Annotated in this window: 17 protein-coding genes and 1 riboswitch; of the genes, 3 read left to right on the top strand and 14 right to left on the bottom strand. The window is 39.2% G+C overall.

Going from position 1 to position 16,040, the window contains the following annotated elements; translation table 11 throughout:
- Positions 1-67: 67 nt before the first annotated feature.
- Genes BZK16_RS09505 through prpB form a run of 3 tightly spaced genes read right to left on the bottom strand, consistent with a single transcriptional unit; the run spans position 68 to position 3,624 of the window.
- Complete coding sequence (locus BZK16_RS09505) at positions 68-1,495, bottom strand: bifunctional 2-methylcitrate dehydratase/aconitate hydratase (protein WP_077928652.1); 1,428 nt, start codon at positions 1,493-1,495, stop codon at positions 68-70.
- A gap of 42 nt (positions 1,496-1,537) precedes the next feature.
- Positions 1,538-2,698 (bottom strand): bifunctional 2-methylcitrate synthase/citrate synthase, encoded by a 1,161-nt coding sequence (gene prpC, locus BZK16_RS09500; protein WP_077928752.1) that lies wholly within the window; start codon positions 2,696-2,698, stop codon positions 1,538-1,540.
- 38 nt (positions 2,699-2,736) lie between these two features.
- Complete coding sequence (prpB, locus tag BZK16_RS09495; protein WP_077928651.1) at positions 2,737-3,624, bottom strand: methylisocitrate lyase; 888 nt, start codon at positions 3,622-3,624, stop codon at positions 2,737-2,739.
- A gap of 242 nt (positions 3,625-3,866) precedes the next feature.
- Here prpB and prpR point away from each other — a divergent pair, with 242 nt between their 5' ends.
- Entirely contained in the window at positions 3,867-5,492 is a 1,626-nt protein-coding gene (prpR, locus tag BZK16_RS09490; protein WP_077928650.1) for a propionate catabolism operon regulatory protein PrpR, read from the top strand.
- A 54-nt stretch (positions 5,493-5,546) separates the two neighbouring features.
- Here the strand turns inward: prpR and BZK16_RS09485 are convergent, their stop codons facing one another.
- The 8 genes from BZK16_RS09485 to BZK16_RS09450 form a co-directional block, all read right to left on the bottom strand.
- On the bottom strand, positions 5,547-6,902 hold the full coding sequence (locus BZK16_RS09485) for an esterase-like activity of phytase family protein (RefSeq protein WP_077928649.1): 1,356 nt from the start codon (positions 6,900-6,902) through the stop codon (positions 5,547-5,549).
- Positions 6,903-6,980: 78 nt separating this feature from the next.
- Positions 6,981-8,018, bottom strand: coding sequence for a ThiF family adenylyltransferase (locus BZK16_RS09480; protein WP_233145264.1), 1,038 nt, complete (start codon positions 8,016-8,018; stop codon positions 6,981-6,983).
- Entirely contained in the window at positions 8,018-8,332 is a 315-nt protein-coding gene (locus BZK16_RS09475) for a ThiF family adenylyltransferase (protein WP_077928648.1), read from the bottom strand. The genes BZK16_RS09480 and BZK16_RS09475 overlap by 1 nt, the downstream gene beginning before the upstream one ends.
- Complete coding sequence (locus BZK16_RS09470) at positions 8,332-9,099, bottom strand: thiazole synthase (protein ID WP_077928647.1); 768 nt, start codon at positions 9,097-9,099, stop codon at positions 8,332-8,334. The genes BZK16_RS09475 and BZK16_RS09470 overlap by 1 nt, the downstream gene beginning before the upstream one ends.
- Positions 9,100-9,306 (bottom strand): sulfur carrier protein ThiS, encoded by a 207-nt coding sequence (gene thiS / locus BZK16_RS09465; protein ID WP_077928646.1) that lies wholly within the window; start codon positions 9,304-9,306, stop codon positions 9,100-9,102.
- Position 9,307: 1 nt separating this feature from the next.
- Entirely contained in the window at positions 9,308-9,928 is a 621-nt protein-coding gene (locus BZK16_RS09460; protein WP_077928645.1) for a thiamine phosphate synthase, read from the bottom strand.
- Positions 9,929-9,946: 18 nt separating this feature from the next.
- Positions 9,947-10,054, bottom strand: a riboswitch (TPP riboswitch).
- Positions 10,055-10,104: 50 nt separating this feature from the next.
- Positions 10,105-10,614 carry a pilin gene (locus tag BZK16_RS09455; protein ID WP_158076840.1) on the bottom strand — a complete coding sequence of 170 codons (510 nt, stop codon included), beginning with the start codon at positions 10,612-10,614 and terminating at the stop codon, positions 10,105-10,107.
- Between the two features lie 177 nt (positions 10,615-10,791).
- Positions 10,792-12,015 carry an aminotransferase-like domain-containing protein gene (locus BZK16_RS09450; RefSeq protein ID WP_077928643.1) on the bottom strand — a complete coding sequence of 408 codons (1,224 nt, stop codon included), beginning with the start codon at positions 12,013-12,015 and terminating at the stop codon, positions 10,792-10,794.
- A gap of 180 nt (positions 12,016-12,195) precedes the next feature.
- Here BZK16_RS09450 and BZK16_RS09445 point away from each other — a divergent pair, with 180 nt between their 5' ends.
- Positions 12,196-12,672, top strand: coding sequence for a macro domain-containing protein (locus BZK16_RS09445; RefSeq protein WP_077928642.1), 477 nt, complete (start codon positions 12,196-12,198; stop codon positions 12,670-12,672).
- A gap of 18 nt (positions 12,673-12,690) precedes the next feature.
- Here BZK16_RS09445 and BZK16_RS09440 read toward each other — a convergent pair whose 3' ends face one another.
- Genes BZK16_RS09440 through lolA form a run of 3 tightly spaced genes read right to left on the bottom strand, consistent with a single transcriptional unit; the run spans position 12,691 to position 15,273 of the window.
- Positions 12,691-13,299, bottom strand: coding sequence for an ankyrin repeat domain-containing protein (locus tag BZK16_RS09440; RefSeq protein WP_096777516.1), 609 nt, complete (start codon positions 13,297-13,299; stop codon positions 12,691-12,693).
- A 53-nt stretch (positions 13,300-13,352) separates the two neighbouring features.
- Positions 13,353-14,669 (bottom strand): replication-associated recombination protein A, encoded by a 1,317-nt coding sequence (locus BZK16_RS09435; RefSeq protein WP_077928750.1) that lies wholly within the window; start codon positions 14,667-14,669, stop codon positions 13,353-13,355.
- Positions 14,656-15,273: an outer membrane lipoprotein chaperone LolA gene (gene lolA, locus BZK16_RS09430; protein ID WP_077928640.1), complete on the bottom strand. Its 618-nt coding sequence runs from the start codon at positions 15,271-15,273 to the stop codon at positions 14,656-14,658. Before lolA ends, BZK16_RS09435 begins: the two co-directional genes overlap by 14 nt.
- 257 nt (positions 15,274-15,530) lie before the next feature.
- On the opposite strand from lolA, the gene BZK16_RS09425 reads away from it, so the two are divergent.
- Positions 15,531-15,947 (top strand): hypothetical protein, encoded by a 417-nt coding sequence (locus BZK16_RS09425; RefSeq protein WP_077928639.1) that lies wholly within the window; start codon positions 15,531-15,533, stop codon positions 15,945-15,947.
- Positions 15,948-16,040: the final 93 nt, after the last annotated feature.

The following is a 16,040-nucleotide window of genomic DNA, read 5'->3' as shown; positions in this document are numbered from 1 at the left end:
CCTAGCAAATGCTAAACAAGCCCTTTTATCTACAACTATTTATATTTAAAATAAAACTTGAGGAGTTTTAGATTACATACATATCTACATATTCATTCACTGGAATATCACTGATAGTTTTCAAATCCAATGAAGCGTTGAGAATCGTAGATTGTTGTTTCTCAGGGAAACGGCGAGCAAGATTGATCTTGAACTTCTCAATCAATAATGGAATACCATCTGCTCTACGACGTTTATGGCCGATTGGATACTCAACCACAACTTCGTCTAGGACTGTGCCATCTTTCAATGTCACTGTTAATGCGTTTGCAATCGAGCGTTTTTCTGGGTCATGGTAATCTTTAGTGAACTGAACATCTTCCACACAAACCATCTTGTCGCGCAATACGTCAATCGCTGGATTACTTGCGATATTATTTTCATAATCCGCAGCTGTTAAGCGACCATAAATCAATGGCACTGCAACCATGTATTGAATACAGTGATCGCGATCCGCAGGGTTGTTCAATGGACCTTTCTTATCAATGATGCGGATACATGCTTCATGTGTACGGATTGTTACTTTCTCGATATCTTCGAATGTTTTGCCTTTGCTATCCAACACACCTTTCAAAGTCATTGCTGCTTCTACTGCTGTTTGTGAGTGGAATTCTGCTGGGAAAGAGATCTTGAATAGAACGTTCTCCATTACATAACTGCCATAAGGGCGCTGGAATTTGAATTCTTGACCTTTGAAAGATACGTCGTAGAAACCCCAAGTTTTAGCTGTTAAAGCTGATGGATAGCCCATTTCGCCTTTCTGAGCCATCAATGCTAAACGCACTGCACGTGAAGTTGCATCACCTGCTGCCCAAGATTTTCTCGAACCTGTGTTTGGTGCATGGCGATAAGTACGGAGTGATTGACCATCTACCCAAGCTAAAGATACAGCATTCAAGATTTCATCATTCGTTAAACCTAACATTTCAGCCACAACTGCTGTTGATGCGATTTTAACTAGGATAACATGATCCAAACCTACTTTGTTGAATGAGTTTTCTAAAGCAATACAGCCTTGAATTTCATGTGCTTTGATCATACCTGTTAACACAGCTTTCATCGTCAATGGCTTTTTACCATTAGCAATTGCAACGCGTGATAACCAATCTGCCACTGCCAAGATACCGCCTAAGTTATCTGATGGATGACCCCATTCTGCTGCTAACCATGTATCGTTGAAATCCAACCAACGAATCATTGCACCAATATTAAATGCTGCTTGTACAGGATCTAATTGGAATTGTGTGCCTGGAACTTTTGCACCATTCGGTACTGTTGTGCCTGGTACAACTGGGCCCATTAATTTAGTACACGCAGGATAATCTAGCGCTTCTAAACCACAGCCCAAAGTATCTAATAAACAATAATGTGCTGTTTGATAAGCCAAATCTGACTTAATTTCATAAGCTGTTACATAAGATACGATGTCCTGTATTACTTGATCAAATTTTTGCATTTCTTTTTCCTTAAAATAAACAAGTGATTGATCCGTTAATGATTAACGTTCGTTGATGAAAACAAATTCCATAGGCGCTGGACCTGTGTACTCAGCCGATGGACGAATAATTTTGTTGTCTTTTCTTTGCTCAATTGCGTGTGCAGCCCAGCCAGATGTACGTGCGATTGCAAATAATGGTGTAAACATAGCTGTTGGTACGCCCATCATGTGATACGAAACTGCTGAGAACCAATCTAAGTTCGGGAACATTTTCTTTTCACGCATCATCAATTCTTCTAAGCGCTCAGCAATGTTGTACATTTTCAAAGAGCCTGCATCCACTGATAAATCGTGTGCAACTTTCTTAATTACGATGTTACGAGGATCTGCAATGGTATAAACAGGATGGCCAAAGCCGATGATGATTTCTTTATTCGCAACACGTTTTTTAATATCTTCTTCTGCTTCATCTGGCGTGTTGTAACGCTGTTGGATTTCAAAAGATACTTCGTTTGCACCGCCATGTTTTGGACCGCGCAAAGCACCAATTGCACCAGAAATACATGAATACATATCTGAGCCAGTACCTGCAATTACGCGACTTGTGAATGTGGATGCATTGAACTCATGCTCTGCATATAAAATCAATGAAACATGCATTGCACGCACATATTCATACGAAGGTGCATGACCATGCAATAAATGTAAGAAGTGACCACCTAAAGAATCTTCATCCGTTTCCAATTCAATGCGCACACCATTGTGGCTATATTGATACCAATAAACCAACATTGATCCCAAAGATGCCATTAAGCGATCTGCGATATCACGTGCACCTGCGCAATCTTGACCTTCTTTCTCAGGCAAAATACAGCCCATTAAAGAAACGCCTGTTCTTAATACATCCATCGGATGAGCGGAAGCTGGTAATGTTTCCAGTGCTTTTTGCACGCTTTTTGGCAAACCGCGCAAAGTTTTGAGTTTTTTCTTGTACAAGTTCAACTCATTCTGCGTTGGCAATTTTCCATGAATCAATAAATGAGCAACTTCTTCAAATTCACAATGCTCTGCCAAATCTAAGATGTCGTATCCGCGATAGTGCAATTCATTGCCATTCAAGCCCACTGTACAAAGCCCTGTTGACCCTGCGATCATGCCTGACAATGCTACAGATTTTTTAGGTTTAAACGTTGGTGAGATAATTTCTAATTTCTGAGTCATAACTTCCATTCTCCTTTGGATGGTTTTCTATCGCTTTATTATTTTTTTTGCGATGAGAATAACGAATCTAAAAATTCTTCATAATGGTAATAATTGATGCTTTGATAGAGCTCTTCACGAGTTTGCATTGTATCCACTACACTTCTTTGCGTACCTTCTCTGCGAAGTGTTTCGTACACATTCTGCGCAGCTTTATTCATCGCGCGGAATGCTGATAATGGGTAAAGTGCAATCGCAACTTCAACAGTACGTAGCTCATCTAACGTGAATAAAGGCGTTTGACCAAATTCTGTTAAGTTTGCTAATACTGGTACTTTGGTTCGATCAACGAACTTTTTGTACATTGATAGCTCTGTAATGGCTTCCGGGAAAAGCATGTCCGCACCCGCTTCGATATAAGCTGCTGCACGCTCTAAAGTTTTTTCCATCCCTTCCACAGCGAGCGCATCCGTTCTTGCCATAATGACGAAGTTTGGATCTGTTCTTGCATCCACTGCTGCCTTGATACGATCTACCATTTCAGCGGTAGAAACGATTTCTTTGTTCGGACGATGACCGCAACGTTTTGCTGTCACTTGATCTTCAATGTGAAGACCAGCTGCCCCTGCTTTTGTATATTCTTTTACTGTACGAGCTATGTTAAATGCTGTTGGGCCTAAACCACTATCCGCATCTGCAATCAAAGGTAAATCACACACATTTGTGATGCGATCAATATCCGTCACAAAATCATGAAGCGTTGCAATACCTAAGTCTGGCACACCTAATGAACCTGCAGCAACACCGCCACCAGATAAATAGATGCTCTTGAAGCCCGCACGTTTTGCCAATAATGCATGATTAGCATTGATGACGCCCACCAATTGCAATGGTGATTCCACCGTTAAGGCTTTTCTGAATGCCTTCCCCTTAGATTGTCCAGCCATAAATCACTCCTTTTCTGTTCTGTTTGTTTTGATGATCCTGTAGTGATTAAAGCAAGTAGCGTGCCAACTTTTGTTTTATTTGTAGTTTTTTTGTAATAATACCTTTATCTGCTTGTTTTATATAACTGGAAAAATATTTTATCTTTCGATAAATAAATTATTATATTAAACATTAATGTTTCATTAATTCAGTATCTATGAAACAATTGAAACACATTATTCAAATTTGAAACAAAATAACTATGAATCAGAGTAAAAATTTAAATCGCCCCATAATTTGGACTGTTTCCATTACACATCTCTATGAAACGTTTCAGGAAATTAGTAATGAATTCTCAGAAATTGCTGAAATAATTCCTGTAAAAATGAGCTTTGAAGATGCTGTAGGCTACATTAGAACAACTACAAAAGAGCTTCATTGCGATGCAATCGTTGCCGCAGGTTCTAATGGTGCATATTTGAAAGATCGCCTCTCAATCCCTGTGATTACAGTGAAAGAGAGCGGTTTTGATTTAATGCATGCGCTCGCTCGCGCTAAAATGATCAGCTCACAAATCGGGATCATCAGCTACAGAAAACCCTTTCCTGCTTTAGAACAATTCCGTGATGCATTTAACATCAATATCACTGAACGCACTTATTACACGAAAGATGATGCCAAGATCATGATCAATGAGATGAAGCAAGCTGGTATTGGCGTGATTGTGGGCGCAGGCATGATCACAGAGCTGTGTCGATTGGCAAATATGCCTTCTGTATTTTTATATTCCACAGACAGTATTCGTGATGCTTTTAAAAATGCGATTAAGATTGCAAAGCAATCCATGGCACTCCGAGATCGCCATACCAAAGAGAATAACTTTTCGCTCCATGCAAAATACCATCTCAATGATATTAAAGGATTCTCCCCAAGCATTGAACGCGTGCGTTCTGCCATTATGCTCTATGCAAAAACACCCGCACCAACATTGATTCAAGGGGAAAGTGGTACAGGGAAAGAGCTCATTGCCCATGCAATTCACCATGAATATACGGCTCACTTTCAACATAAAACAGGGAAAAAACAGCGCCCATTTGTCGCCATCAACTGTAGTGCGATTCCTGAATCATTATTAGAATCTGAGCTTTTTGGCTATGAAGATGGTGCATTTACAGGTTCGCGCCGTGGCGGTAAAGCGGGCGTTTTTGAAATTGCCCACAATGGCACACTGTTTTTAGATGAAATTGGTGAAATGCCACTATCACTGCAAAACCGCTTACTCCGTGTTTTGGAAGAAAAAAGCATTGTGCGCGTGGGCGGTTATAATCCCATACCTGTGGATGTCAAAATCATTGCAGCAACACATGCCCATTTGGATGAATGGGTGAAAGAAGGAAAATTCAGGCTCGATCTATTCTATCGTTTGGGCGTATTAAGAATTTTTAATCCACCATTACGCAAACGTGGTCGCGATATTATTCTGCTTGCTGAGAGCTTATTGCGCCAAGCGTTAACCTCATTAAACATGCCCATTCGCCAAGAATATATGACAGCCTTACAAGCATGTGATGATTCTCTATTAAATTATGACTGGCCGGGCAATATTCGCGAATTGCGTAATATCATGGAGCGCATTGCCATTTATCTCAAAGCCAATCCGCGCCAATTACCCACGAATGAATTGATCTTGGATTTATCGGATGAGCGCTATATTTACAGCGATGAAATAAATAACAATCCTTTGGAATCTAAAACACAATCAGAGGAAGAGCATTTGCGTGAATTATTAAAGCAGTTCAAAGGCGATAAACAAGCCATTGCCAACTATTTGGGCGTGAGCCGCACGACATTGTGGCGTAAATTGAAAGCCGCACAGCTAGAAAATTAACCCAATAAAAAAACCGCTAAAAATCATTTAGCTGCTTTTTATTTTCTCAAATCCTTAGATTTTCTCAGGGAACTTAATCACCCAGAAATCGCTGATATTATCAGGCGTTGGTAATGGTTCAATTGCAATTGTTGTATCCACAACTTTGCCATCGAGCATCAATTGCTTATCAGCATTCAATGAATAATCCTTCATTTTGATTTTGCCAACAGGGTTCACTAATGTTGTTTGCACGCCAAAGTCATTATCATTGATCAATGCAATTGTGCGATCATTCACGAGCGCCAAACCTTCTGCTTTTTCTTGTCTCCACCCATATTCACGCAGATCAATCAGCAACTCTTTCTCAGCCAATTGAATGCCACGCTGATTCAATTCAGCCGCTGTATTGAATTCTGGTGCCTGTTTTTCATCAAATGGTGCAAGATTAGAGGCATTCTTCATATTCACAACATAAACTAAATTGCGCATTTCGCCCTTTTTATCTTTGCCTTGCTCCACGATCAAAATGCGATCTTGATCCAATGCAACGATGTCACCAATCTTCGCATCTTTTGGTGATTCATAAGCATCCACATCAATTGGATAAGCGATCATTTGAGTGGCTTTAGTTTCAGGATGATAGCTCACTAACCTTGTAAAACTCGCTTTCTTCGCAGTTTTACTATCAATATCTAAAGTACTTTGCACAGGCGCAACGATCGTACCATCAGGTAATCTTGCAATGCCTTCAAAGCCACGATTTGGCTGGCGCCATTTAATGATATTCGGCAAACCTGTCGCAATACCTTTCTCAGCTTCGTTCGGCGTTGGCCCCAATTGCTCTAAAATTTTACCTTTCGCATCAATATGAATTAAGAAAGGACCATATTCATCACTTAGCCAGTAACCACCATTGCCATCAGCAACAATGCCTTCAACATCCAAACCATTTGTTTTGCTTTCTAAAATATCTAATGTTTCAGTTAAAGGAATTTCGTGTGTTGAACCCACCAAACCTTTTGGTAATGGCAAACCTGAAATATTGCCATTATCATCATGCAATGGTCGAGCATTTGTCGCGATTGCACCATTTTTACCAACCGCCACATCCATCATCAATGGCGTGTAATTTGGCACAATGAAAATTTTCGTTTCTGTACCATCAACTTTAGGAGAATCCGCATTTGGGCCACGATCTGTCACTGTTACAAACTTCAATTCGCCATTGTCTTCACCGATAAAGTACAAACCTGAGCCGATGCCTATTGGTAATCCCTCAGGAAATTGAGCCGCAAATTTACCTTGATAAGCAACGGACTTTTGCTCTGGAAATGCCACTTCGTAGCGATCAATGACAATCTCATTCGACCAAGCAAAACTCAAACTGGATAATAAAGCCATTGAAACTAAAGTCTGTTTTAAACGCATTTTAACGCTCCTGTAATAGATAGCGCGATTATATAAATGCTTTGTGACAGCTTTATTACAAACGAATTGAATCTGAAATTATTTTTCTACAACACGTTTATAAATAGCTAAGGCTTCACCAATATCACTCGTGTTATACACAATTCCGCGACCATCTTTAAACAGAATCACACGATGATTTTCTAAATGAATATTGAGAAAATACTCATTGAATTGATGTTTGATATTGTCTTTTGCTAGGCTTTGTTGAATTTTCGCTAGATCCAAAGGCTCAACTTCTCTGATCATCACAGAACCATCACCACATAATCTCTGAGCTTCTCGTTTCTTCTCTTGCAATGATGGATAAGTGGGATGATTGCCACAAGTTGGGCAATTGGGATTTTTAAGCTTAACTAAATTCACATTTTGTGATCGAGAAACCCATAAATCCATAGTAAACAATGTATCTCTCGAACTTTCAGCATCCACAAAAAATTTCATCGCTTCTATGGTTTGTACGCTAGAAATCAGCTGTAAAATGGGCTGAATCACGCCAACTGAACTGCAAGTATCGCCACTTTCTAGGGGAATCGCCCCTAAAATACAACGCAAACATGGCAATTCAGGTAAACGTGGGAAATTAAAATTATGGCTCATGCCATAGCTTTCCAAAGCTGAGCCAAAAATCCACGGCATATTTAATTGATAACACGCATCGTTGATCAACATACGTAGGGCTAGATTATCTGTGCCATCCAGCAATAAATCAGCGCCTTTAATTAAATTCACAATATTATCACCTGAAACATCGGCGATATGCGCTGTAACTTTTATAGTTGAATTGATCTCTGCTAAATGATTTTTTAAGGCGATCACTTTGGGCAGAGATAATTTTGCATCCTCTTCTGTAAATAAGGTTTGACGCTGTAAATTTGTCAGCTCCACAAAATCTCGATCAATCAATATCAAATGTCCAATGCCAGAACGCGCCAATGTTTCCGCATGTTGTGATCCCAAAGCACCACAACCTAAAATTACAACCGTTGCGTCATTGAGCTTTTCAACACCTGCATTTTGAATACGATGAAATCGCGCTAAGCGATGATATCTTGGATCAATCGAGATATTTGCCATTANGTAACTTTTATAGTTGAATTGATCTCTGCTAAATGATTTTTTAAGGCGATCACTTTGGGCAGAGATAATTTTGCATCCTCTTCTGTAAATAAGGTTTGACGCTGTAAATTTGTCAGCTCCACAAAATCTCGATCAATCAATATCAAATGTCCAATGCCAGAACGCGCCAATGTTTCCGCATGTTGTGATCCCAAAGCACCACAACCTAAAATTACAACCGTTGCGTCATTGAGCTTTTCAACACCTGCATTTTGAATACGATGAAATCGCGCTAAGCGATGATATCTTGGATCAATCGAGATATTTGCCATTAACCAATCAATCCTGTTAATGGGCTACTTGCTGTGGCAGTTAATTTCTTCGGCATACGTTTTGCTTCAAATGCCAATCGCCCTGCTTGGCAAGCCAAACTCATTGCACGGCTCATTTTGATAGGATCTTGTGCATACGCAACTGCGCTATTTAACAATACGCCATCTGCACCCATTTCCATTGCAATCGCAACGTCACTTGGTGTACCTAAACCTGCATCCACGATCACTGGCACTTTTGCATCATCAATGATGTAATGTAAGTTGTAAGGATTCACAATGCCCAAACCTGAACCAATGGGTGAAGCACCTGGCATGATTGCATGACAACCCAATTCTTGTAATTTACGCGCAAGCACAACATCATCCGATGTATAAACTAAAACTGTCATGCCTTCTTCTAACAACATTTCTGTCGCTTTCAATGTTTCCACAGGATCAGGCAACAATGTTTTTGGGCAACCAATAATCTCAACTTTGATCATGTCACATAAACCTGATGCCTTTGCTAATCTCGCTGTACGTACAGCTTCTTCTGCTGTACTTGCACCTGCTGTATTAGGTAGCAATTTATATTTAGATAAATCCAACTGCTCCAATAGATCAGGTTGCTTGTCATCAAAAATGTTCATACGGCGCACAGCAAATGTTAATACTTGTGAATCGCTCGCTTCTACAGCACCTTTTTGCTCTTCAAACGAACGATATTTGCCTGTGCCTAAAAATAAGCGCGAATTGAATTCAAATTCCCCAATTTTTAATGTCATTTAACCACCTCCCACAAAATGTACGATCTCAAAATAATCTTGGTGATTCACAGATTCTTTTTCGTAATCTTCTTTCATCACCACTTCTCGATTTTTTTCCACGATAAAATATTTGCGATGCGCAATATCCAACGATGCAATTAAATCCGCAACTGTTTTCACATCATCAGTAATTGTCATCACTTCACCATTCACGATAATTTCCATATCATTTCCTTTCAGTAATGGCATTCTCTGCCAATGAACGAAGACTACGAGCATGTGCAATGCTATCTTCAATGGATTTCGCAAAAAAACCTGACATCACAGCAATACCACCAACCAATGGTGCAACTTCTGTAATATTTATTTCATCAATGCCACCAATGGCTATCAATCGCCCTTGTGTTCGCTGATTTGCCAACAACTGCAATTGTGCCAAACCAAAAGGGAGATATGTTTTTAAGGCAGTCGGGAAAATATGACCAATGTAACCATAATCATAATCGTGTAAATGTGAAAGGATAGGCTCAACAGCATGAAATGATCGCCCAAATTTTAATGTGGGGAATACATTTTGTAACTGAGATAAAGATAAGCTTGATTCCGTCAAATGAACACGTGATAAACCCATTGCAAACGCAATGTCCGCCCTGTCATTGATGATTAGCTTGGCAGTGTCCATATGGTTTAAAATCAGCTCAATGAGTTTCGCAATGGATTGCGGTGAGCGAGATTTCTCACGAATCTGTATAAAATCCACAAACGGCGACAGAGCAATAATGCGCTCGCTTAAAGATTCGATAGATTCTGATGATTGATCATTCGTCACTGCATGTATTTGAAACATAATTCTCCATTGCGGAGATGAGCGACATGAACACTTGCCTCCGCTAGTATTAACTAGATCAGGTCATAAGAGTCCCGAAGTTTACTTCAATCTCAGCTGTTCACAACAGCACCTCTAGTGAAGGGAAAAGTATAATCAAGGAAAATTATTATTGCAATGGCAAGAGTGATAATGCTCTAAACTTTCAATTCATCGCGGCAAGTGCCTGGCAACCATTGGACCTTAATGCTTTCTTTATCATAAGCAAAACATTTCCATTGATATGAGCCATACTTCTTTGCATCGCCTACTAACTTGGGTTCAATCACCACAGCATTTTTAAAATTTGTTGGATCACGTGAAATAACTAGATCTTCAATCACCTTCTCATTAAAACGAATCACAATAGAGGAAATTTTATTACCACCAAAGTTATGCGCACTCACAATGCCCATCGCATTCACGGCTTGCCCTATCACTTCTTCCGCAGGTGGTAATCCTGCGTCTTCATTTGATAATGGCCAAACACCTGTTGCAGCAACTGTTTCCACAATGGCTAATTTAGCAATCCCAGCAAGTGCTAAACCTTCGGAGATGTACGTGCGCTTTGTATAATTTTGATAAGCTGGCATCGCAAACATCGAAAGGATTCCCATAATTGCCACTACGATCATCAATTCAATCAATGTAAAACCTTTATACTTCATCCCCATTTTCCTTTGTGCTAGTTGAGAAACATTCTCACGAATCATTAATATTTTTTATCTTAATATAAAGAAATGGAATTTATATGGTTTTACACAACATTTGCTCAAAAGTACGTAGTTTCATAACCTGAATCAAAAAAACCTGCTAAAAAGCAGGTTCTTGTAAGATTAATTTTATTAATTACTCTCTTTATATTTCTGAATTGCTACAGCTAAACGTTTTGCTGCTTCTATCGTTCCTTCAGGATTCACTGTCGCAAATGATAAACGCAATGTTGAATCATCAGCGCCTTCTGCATAGAAAGCAGAGCCAGGTACAAATACAACACCAGCATCTTTACCGTAATTCAATAATTTTGTTGCACTGATGCCGTTTTTCAAACGAGCCCATAAGAACATTCCGCCGACTGGTTTTTGATATTCCAAATCTTCGCCAACATATTCATCTAAAGCTTTCATTAAGGAAGTACAGCGCTGACCATAAGTATAAGAAATCGCAGGAATACGATCCTTCAAACGGCCACTTGCCAAATATTTTTCAACAATTAATTGTGGCAATACTGGCGTATGTAAATCCACAGATTGCTTCACTAATACGATTTTTTCACGGATGGCTTTATTCGCAACGATGAAGCCTAAACGTAAACCAGGTACTAAAATTTTTGAGAATGAAGACAAGTAAACAACATGATCTTCACCTGTTTCTGTACGCTTTGCTAAACCATAAATAGATGGCACACGATCACCTTCAAAGCGAATTTCGCCATAAGGGTCATCTTCTAAAATCACAAAGTTATACTCAACAGCAAGTGACAACAAACGCACACGGTTTTCTTCACTCATTGTTGAACCTGTTGGGTTCGCAAATGTCGGCACGATGTACAATGCTTTGATGCGCTTATTTTGCGCTTTGAGTGCTTTGATTTGTACTTCTAGATCATCTAAATCTAAACCTTCAGTTGAACCTTTAATCGAAGCAATTTCAGCGCCTGCCATACGGAATACCTGAATTGCTGCCAAGTATGTTGGCTGTTCAACCAAAACAACATCACCTGCATCAATGAAAGTACGAGCCACTAAATCCAAACCTTGTTGCGAGCCACTTGTAATCACAACTTGCTCTTTATCAGATTCAATACCGCGCTCTGCGATCAAATGTGTAACACGCTCACGCAGTTCAGGCTCACCATCTGTGACGCTGTATTGATACGCCGAAACACCCATTTTCATCGCTTCAAGTGTTGCAGCTTCAATGCCTTCAAGATCAAACATATCTGCAGCAGGAATACCGCCTGCCAATGAGATAATATGAGGCATTTTACTGAATGCTAATAATTCACGAACAATTGAACTCTGTGCACCAACAACTCTGCTGGCGAAAAGCGCGTTTAAATCTTCCATTTCCTTTCCCTATTGATACTAATTTATGTGTGCAAATAGTATTGTTATAGTCAATTTAAACAGCCTCTGCAATAGTTACATCAGACAAATTATTTTTTAATAATGTTTTTATTGGTGATACAACAACATAATGGCTAAAATGTTATTTCTATATATAAATAACTAAATTCTCATAGCAATATGCATAATATTAATAGTATTCACATCATCCATGGCGACCTATTAACTCAAGAAGTTGATGTCATTGTGAATCCTTGGAATCGCAATTTTATCCCGTGGTGGTTGCTTTTACCGCAAGGCGTTTCTGGCGCGATTAAAAAGAAAGCAGGTTTTCGCCCTTTTGTTGAATTATCTAAAGTGGGAATATTGCCTTTAGGTGGTGCTGTTTTAACAAGCGCAGGAAAGCTCCCGTACAAAGGCATCATTCATGTTGCAGGATTAAATGCATTTTGGGTTTCCACAGAAAAATCCATTCGCCAATCTGTACGTTCGGCAATGCAAATTGTGAATGAACAAGGCTTTCAATCTGTCGCTTTTCCATTAATTGGTGCAGGCACAGGTGGCAAAAAAGCAGAATTGGTTCAACAGTGGATTATGGAAACATTGAATGAACAACCAACAGATACACAGATTAGCATTGTTATTTATAAAAAATAGAAAAGATCAATGATCTGTTTACTGTCCGCCATGCTGTTGAATCACATCAGCAATATCTTTAAAACCTTTTTGATTGGCATATTTATATGGCGTTACGCCATCATTATCTGGAATATTCGGATTAGCGCCACCTTCTAATAAAATTGTTACAATCTCCAAATATGTTTGAGAACCATTACCTAACAAAACCGCTTCCATTAATGCCGTCCAACCCAAATTATTCACATGATCTGGGTCAGCACCAGCTGCTAAAAGCATTTTAACTGTTTCAGGATGACCTTTCTCTGCTGCTGGAATAATTGCAGTACCGCCATAACGATTTGTGTCTTTAAGATTTGCCCCATGCGCTAAAGTCAGTGCTAATATTTTGTTATAACCCTGTGCACCTGATAATAAATGCGGTGTATCTTGAATCCCATTTTTAGCATTCACATCCGCACCTGCTAAAATAAGAATTTCAGCAATTTTGGCATTATTATTTTGAGTCGCTAACATTAAGGGCGTATTTTGCTGATGATCACGAATTTCCAAATTCTCTTTAATTGCTAATTGAGTTACTGCTTCAATATCATTATTTTTAATGGCATCATGTAAAGCTTGACCATGTGCAAAGATTGATAATGTCATAAATCCTCCTAGTAACAATAATGTACGAAAATTTCTAACCATCATTTCTCCTATTATTTATTGTTTGAGTTTCTATCCAACTCCGCCAAAAATGCTAATTTCTCTTGAATTTTACGCTCTAAGCCACGATCTGTGGGTTCATACCATGTTTGTTCTTGTACTTCATCAGGGAAATATTTCTCACCTGCTGCATAAGCATAAGGCTCATTATGGGCATAGCGATATTCTTTGCCATAATCCATATCTGCCATCAATTTTGTCGGTGCATTGCGCAAGTGTAATGGCACTTCATACGAGCGATTTTGCTTCACATAAGAGCGTGCCATATTAAACGCATTGTATGCCGCATTCGATTTTGCCGCACATGCCAAATAAACCAATGCTGTACCAAGCGCCAATTCACCTTCTGGCGAACCTAAACGCTCATAAGTTGTGGCAGCATCATTAGCGATCTGCATCGCACGAGGATCAGCCAACGCAATATCTTCCCACGCAATGCGCACAATTCTACGAGCTAAATAACGAGGGTCAACACCGCCTTCAAGCATTCTAAAGAACCAATATAAAGCAGCATCAGGATCAGAACCACGCACAGATTTATGCAATGCTGAAATCAAATCATAAAATTGATCCCCGCCTTTATCCATAGCTTTCGGTTGTTCTGTTAATACTTCCGTTAAAAACTCAGTCGTGACATTCATAATATTCTGTGCAACTGCGATATTCAATACTTGTTCTAAACGATTCAATAAACGGCGGGCATCACCATCCGCATATTCAACGAGATGATTCACTGCACCACTTTCAATCGCAATATCCGCGTAATGCTCTGCCATCACTTTTTGCACTAATTCAGCTAAATCAGCAGAATCAATGGGCTTTAATTGATAAACCGTTGCTCGAGATAAGAGTGCACGATTGATCTCGAAGGATGGATTTTCTGTGGTTGCGCCCACAAAAACCACTAAACCTGATTCAATATATGGCAACAACGCATCTTGCTGACTTTTATTGAAACGATGAATCTCATCAATGAATAGAATCGTTTGTCTGCCTTGTAACTGATAGTTTTTCGCTTCTTCGATGGCTTCACGAATCTCTTTCACACCCGAAAATACCGCAGATAACGCGATATAAGCACAATCGTAAACTTCCGCCAATAAACGTGCCAATGTTGTTTTACCAACACCCGGCGGCCCCCAAAAGATCATAGAGTGTGGCTTTTGCGCTGAAAATGCCATGGTTAATGGCTTATTTTCACCGAGCAAATGAGATTGCCCAACCACATCGCTGATTTTACTCGGGCGAATGCGATCGGCTAATGGTGCAAAATCTTGGTCATTGCCACCAAATAAACTATTTTGTTTCATCAATGACATCAACGCCTTTCGGTACTTTCAACGTGAATACGCTGTTATTAATGTTTGGATTCACATCCACATTCGATAATTTCAAATCTAACGAGCCATTCACTTGTTTCGCGGATACTTTTGAAATATTACCCTTGCTGAACTCGATCTCAATATAATTCACATCACCTTTTCTCTTCGGTGTTAAGCGATATTTGGATTCATTTTTAATCGTTTTAATCTCGAACTGTGCATTCAATGATTGATTATTAAAGATCATAAACATTGGTGAATCTTGCTCAAAATTTGCAAGGTTTTTAATAACAACTTGTTCTAAATCCACATCATAATGCCACAGTTTTTTACCATCGCTGATGAGCTTTTGCTCAAATGGCATTGTGTAGTCAAAATAGAAACCTGCTGTTGAATTTTTAGCAGTTTTCTTACGAATTTTCAGTTCACCTGATGATACTTCTTTCTTTTTCTGTTGGACGACTGTTTGCTCAAAATCCGCTTCAATCGTGGATAGATCATTAAAATAATTCACCAAAAATGTTTCATTGGCGAATGTTGGCACAAACATTACAGTTGCTAATGCACTCAATAAACTCACTTTTTTTAACATACAGCCTCCTCAAAATTGTTTCCCATTATACGGCTCTGTATTCATGATGATCAATCATATCTCAATATAGTTATTTTTAATGTATAGCCTCGCTATATATTCACAAGCTTTCAAGATTTATGAAACATTTGTTTAGAAGCTTTCTCGCCTAAGGCGAGAAAGCAAAATTTAAAATATTTTTCGATATATTCTCTAGGACACAACTGTGTAATATTCTGTGCTATTCTTCGCAGAATATCTTTAATTTGAATGCCTTTATGAAAACTCACTTACAAATCAAAGCAGCAGGTAAACGCAAAGCAATCTTAGAAAAGCATGCTTATCATCTACCTAAAACTCCCGAATCATTACAAGATTTCATTACCATGATCGTGACGAATGAAGTTGCTGCTTACAATCAAAAAGCGATTGATGCACCTTTGATGCCCTATCTCACAACTGAAGCCTATTTAGATGGTGAATATGTTGGCAAGATTGGCTTCAATGATCGTAAAAACGATGCCGAGCAAGCTCTACAACCCGCCATTGATAATGCCTTACAAGCGTTGGAAGATGGTTTATATCGCGTATTCATCAATGATGATGAAGCAACGCTTGATCAACCTTTTTCATTGCCCAATGACGCAACCGTGACATTCATTCGGTTAACATTCCTCGCAGGCAGACGATTCTAAATTCCCATCAGAGAGTAATTCTATGACGCAAGAAAATATCTACGAGCAATTGGCTCAATTCACTGGCAATCCAAAAAGATTGGCGGACTATTT

The organism is Wohlfahrtiimonas populi (assembly GCF_002006795.1).
In the GTDB taxonomy this organism is placed as follows: domain Bacteria; phylum Pseudomonadota; class Gammaproteobacteria; order Cardiobacteriales; family Wohlfahrtiimonadaceae; genus Wohlfahrtiimonas; species Wohlfahrtiimonas populi.
The sequence above is the reverse complement of the archived record's forward strand: the minus strand, read 5'-3'. Positions and strand labels throughout refer to the sequence as shown.

Coding starts and splice junctions, on each gene's coding strand:
- BZK16_RS09505 (WP_077928652.1), bottom strand. CDS start 1,495: ATGCAAAAATTTGATCAAGTAATACAGGACATCGTATCTTATGTAACA.
- prpC (WP_077928752.1), bottom strand. CDS start 2,698: ATGACTCAGAAATTAGAAATTATCTCACCAACGTTTAAACCTAAAAAA.
- prpB (WP_077928651.1), bottom strand. CDS start 3,624: ATGGCTGGACAATCTAAGGGGAAGGCATTCAGAAAAGCCTTAACGGTG.
- prpR (WP_077928650.1), top strand. CDS start 3,867: ATGAATCAGAGTAAAAATTTAAATCGCCCCATAATTTGGACTGTTTCC.
- BZK16_RS09485 (WP_077928649.1), bottom strand. CDS start 6,902: ATGCGTTTAAAACAGACTTTAGTTTCAATGGCTTTATTATCCAGTTTG.
- BZK16_RS09480 (WP_233145264.1), bottom strand. CDS start 8,018: ATGGCAAATATCTCGATTGATCCAAGATATCATCGCTTAGCGCGATTT.
- BZK16_RS09470 (WP_077928647.1), bottom strand. CDS start 9,099: ATGACATTAAAAATTGGGGAATTTGAATTCAATTCGCGCTTATTTTTA.
- thiS (WP_077928646.1), bottom strand. CDS start 9,306: ATGGAAATTATCGTGAATGGTGAAGTGATGACAATTACTGATGATGTG.
- BZK16_RS09460 (WP_077928645.1), bottom strand. CDS start 9,928: ATGTTTCAAATACATGCAGTGACGAATGATCAATCATCAGAATCTATC.
- BZK16_RS09455 (WP_158076840.1), bottom strand. CDS start 10,614: ATGAAGTATAAAGGTTTTACATTGATTGAATTGATGATCGTAGTGGCA.
- BZK16_RS09450 (WP_077928643.1), bottom strand. CDS start 12,015: ATGGAAGATTTAAACGCGCTTTTCGCCAGCAGAGTTGTTGGTGCACAG.
- BZK16_RS09445 (WP_077928642.1), top strand. CDS start 12,196: ATGCATAATATTAATAGTATTCACATCATCCATGGCGACCTATTAACT.
- BZK16_RS09440 (WP_096777516.1), bottom strand. CDS start 13,299: ATGACATTATCAATCTTTGCACATGGTCAAGCTTTACATGATGCCATT.
- BZK16_RS09435 (WP_077928750.1), bottom strand. CDS start 14,669: ATGAAACAAAATAGTTTATTTGGTGGCAATGACCAAGATTTTGCACCA.
- lolA (WP_077928640.1), bottom strand. CDS start 15,273: ATGTTAAAAAAAGTGAGTTTATTGAGTGCATTAGCAACTGTAATGTTT.
- BZK16_RS09425 (WP_077928639.1), top strand. CDS start 15,531: ATGAAAACTCACTTACAAATCAAAGCAGCAGGTAAACGCAAAGCAATC.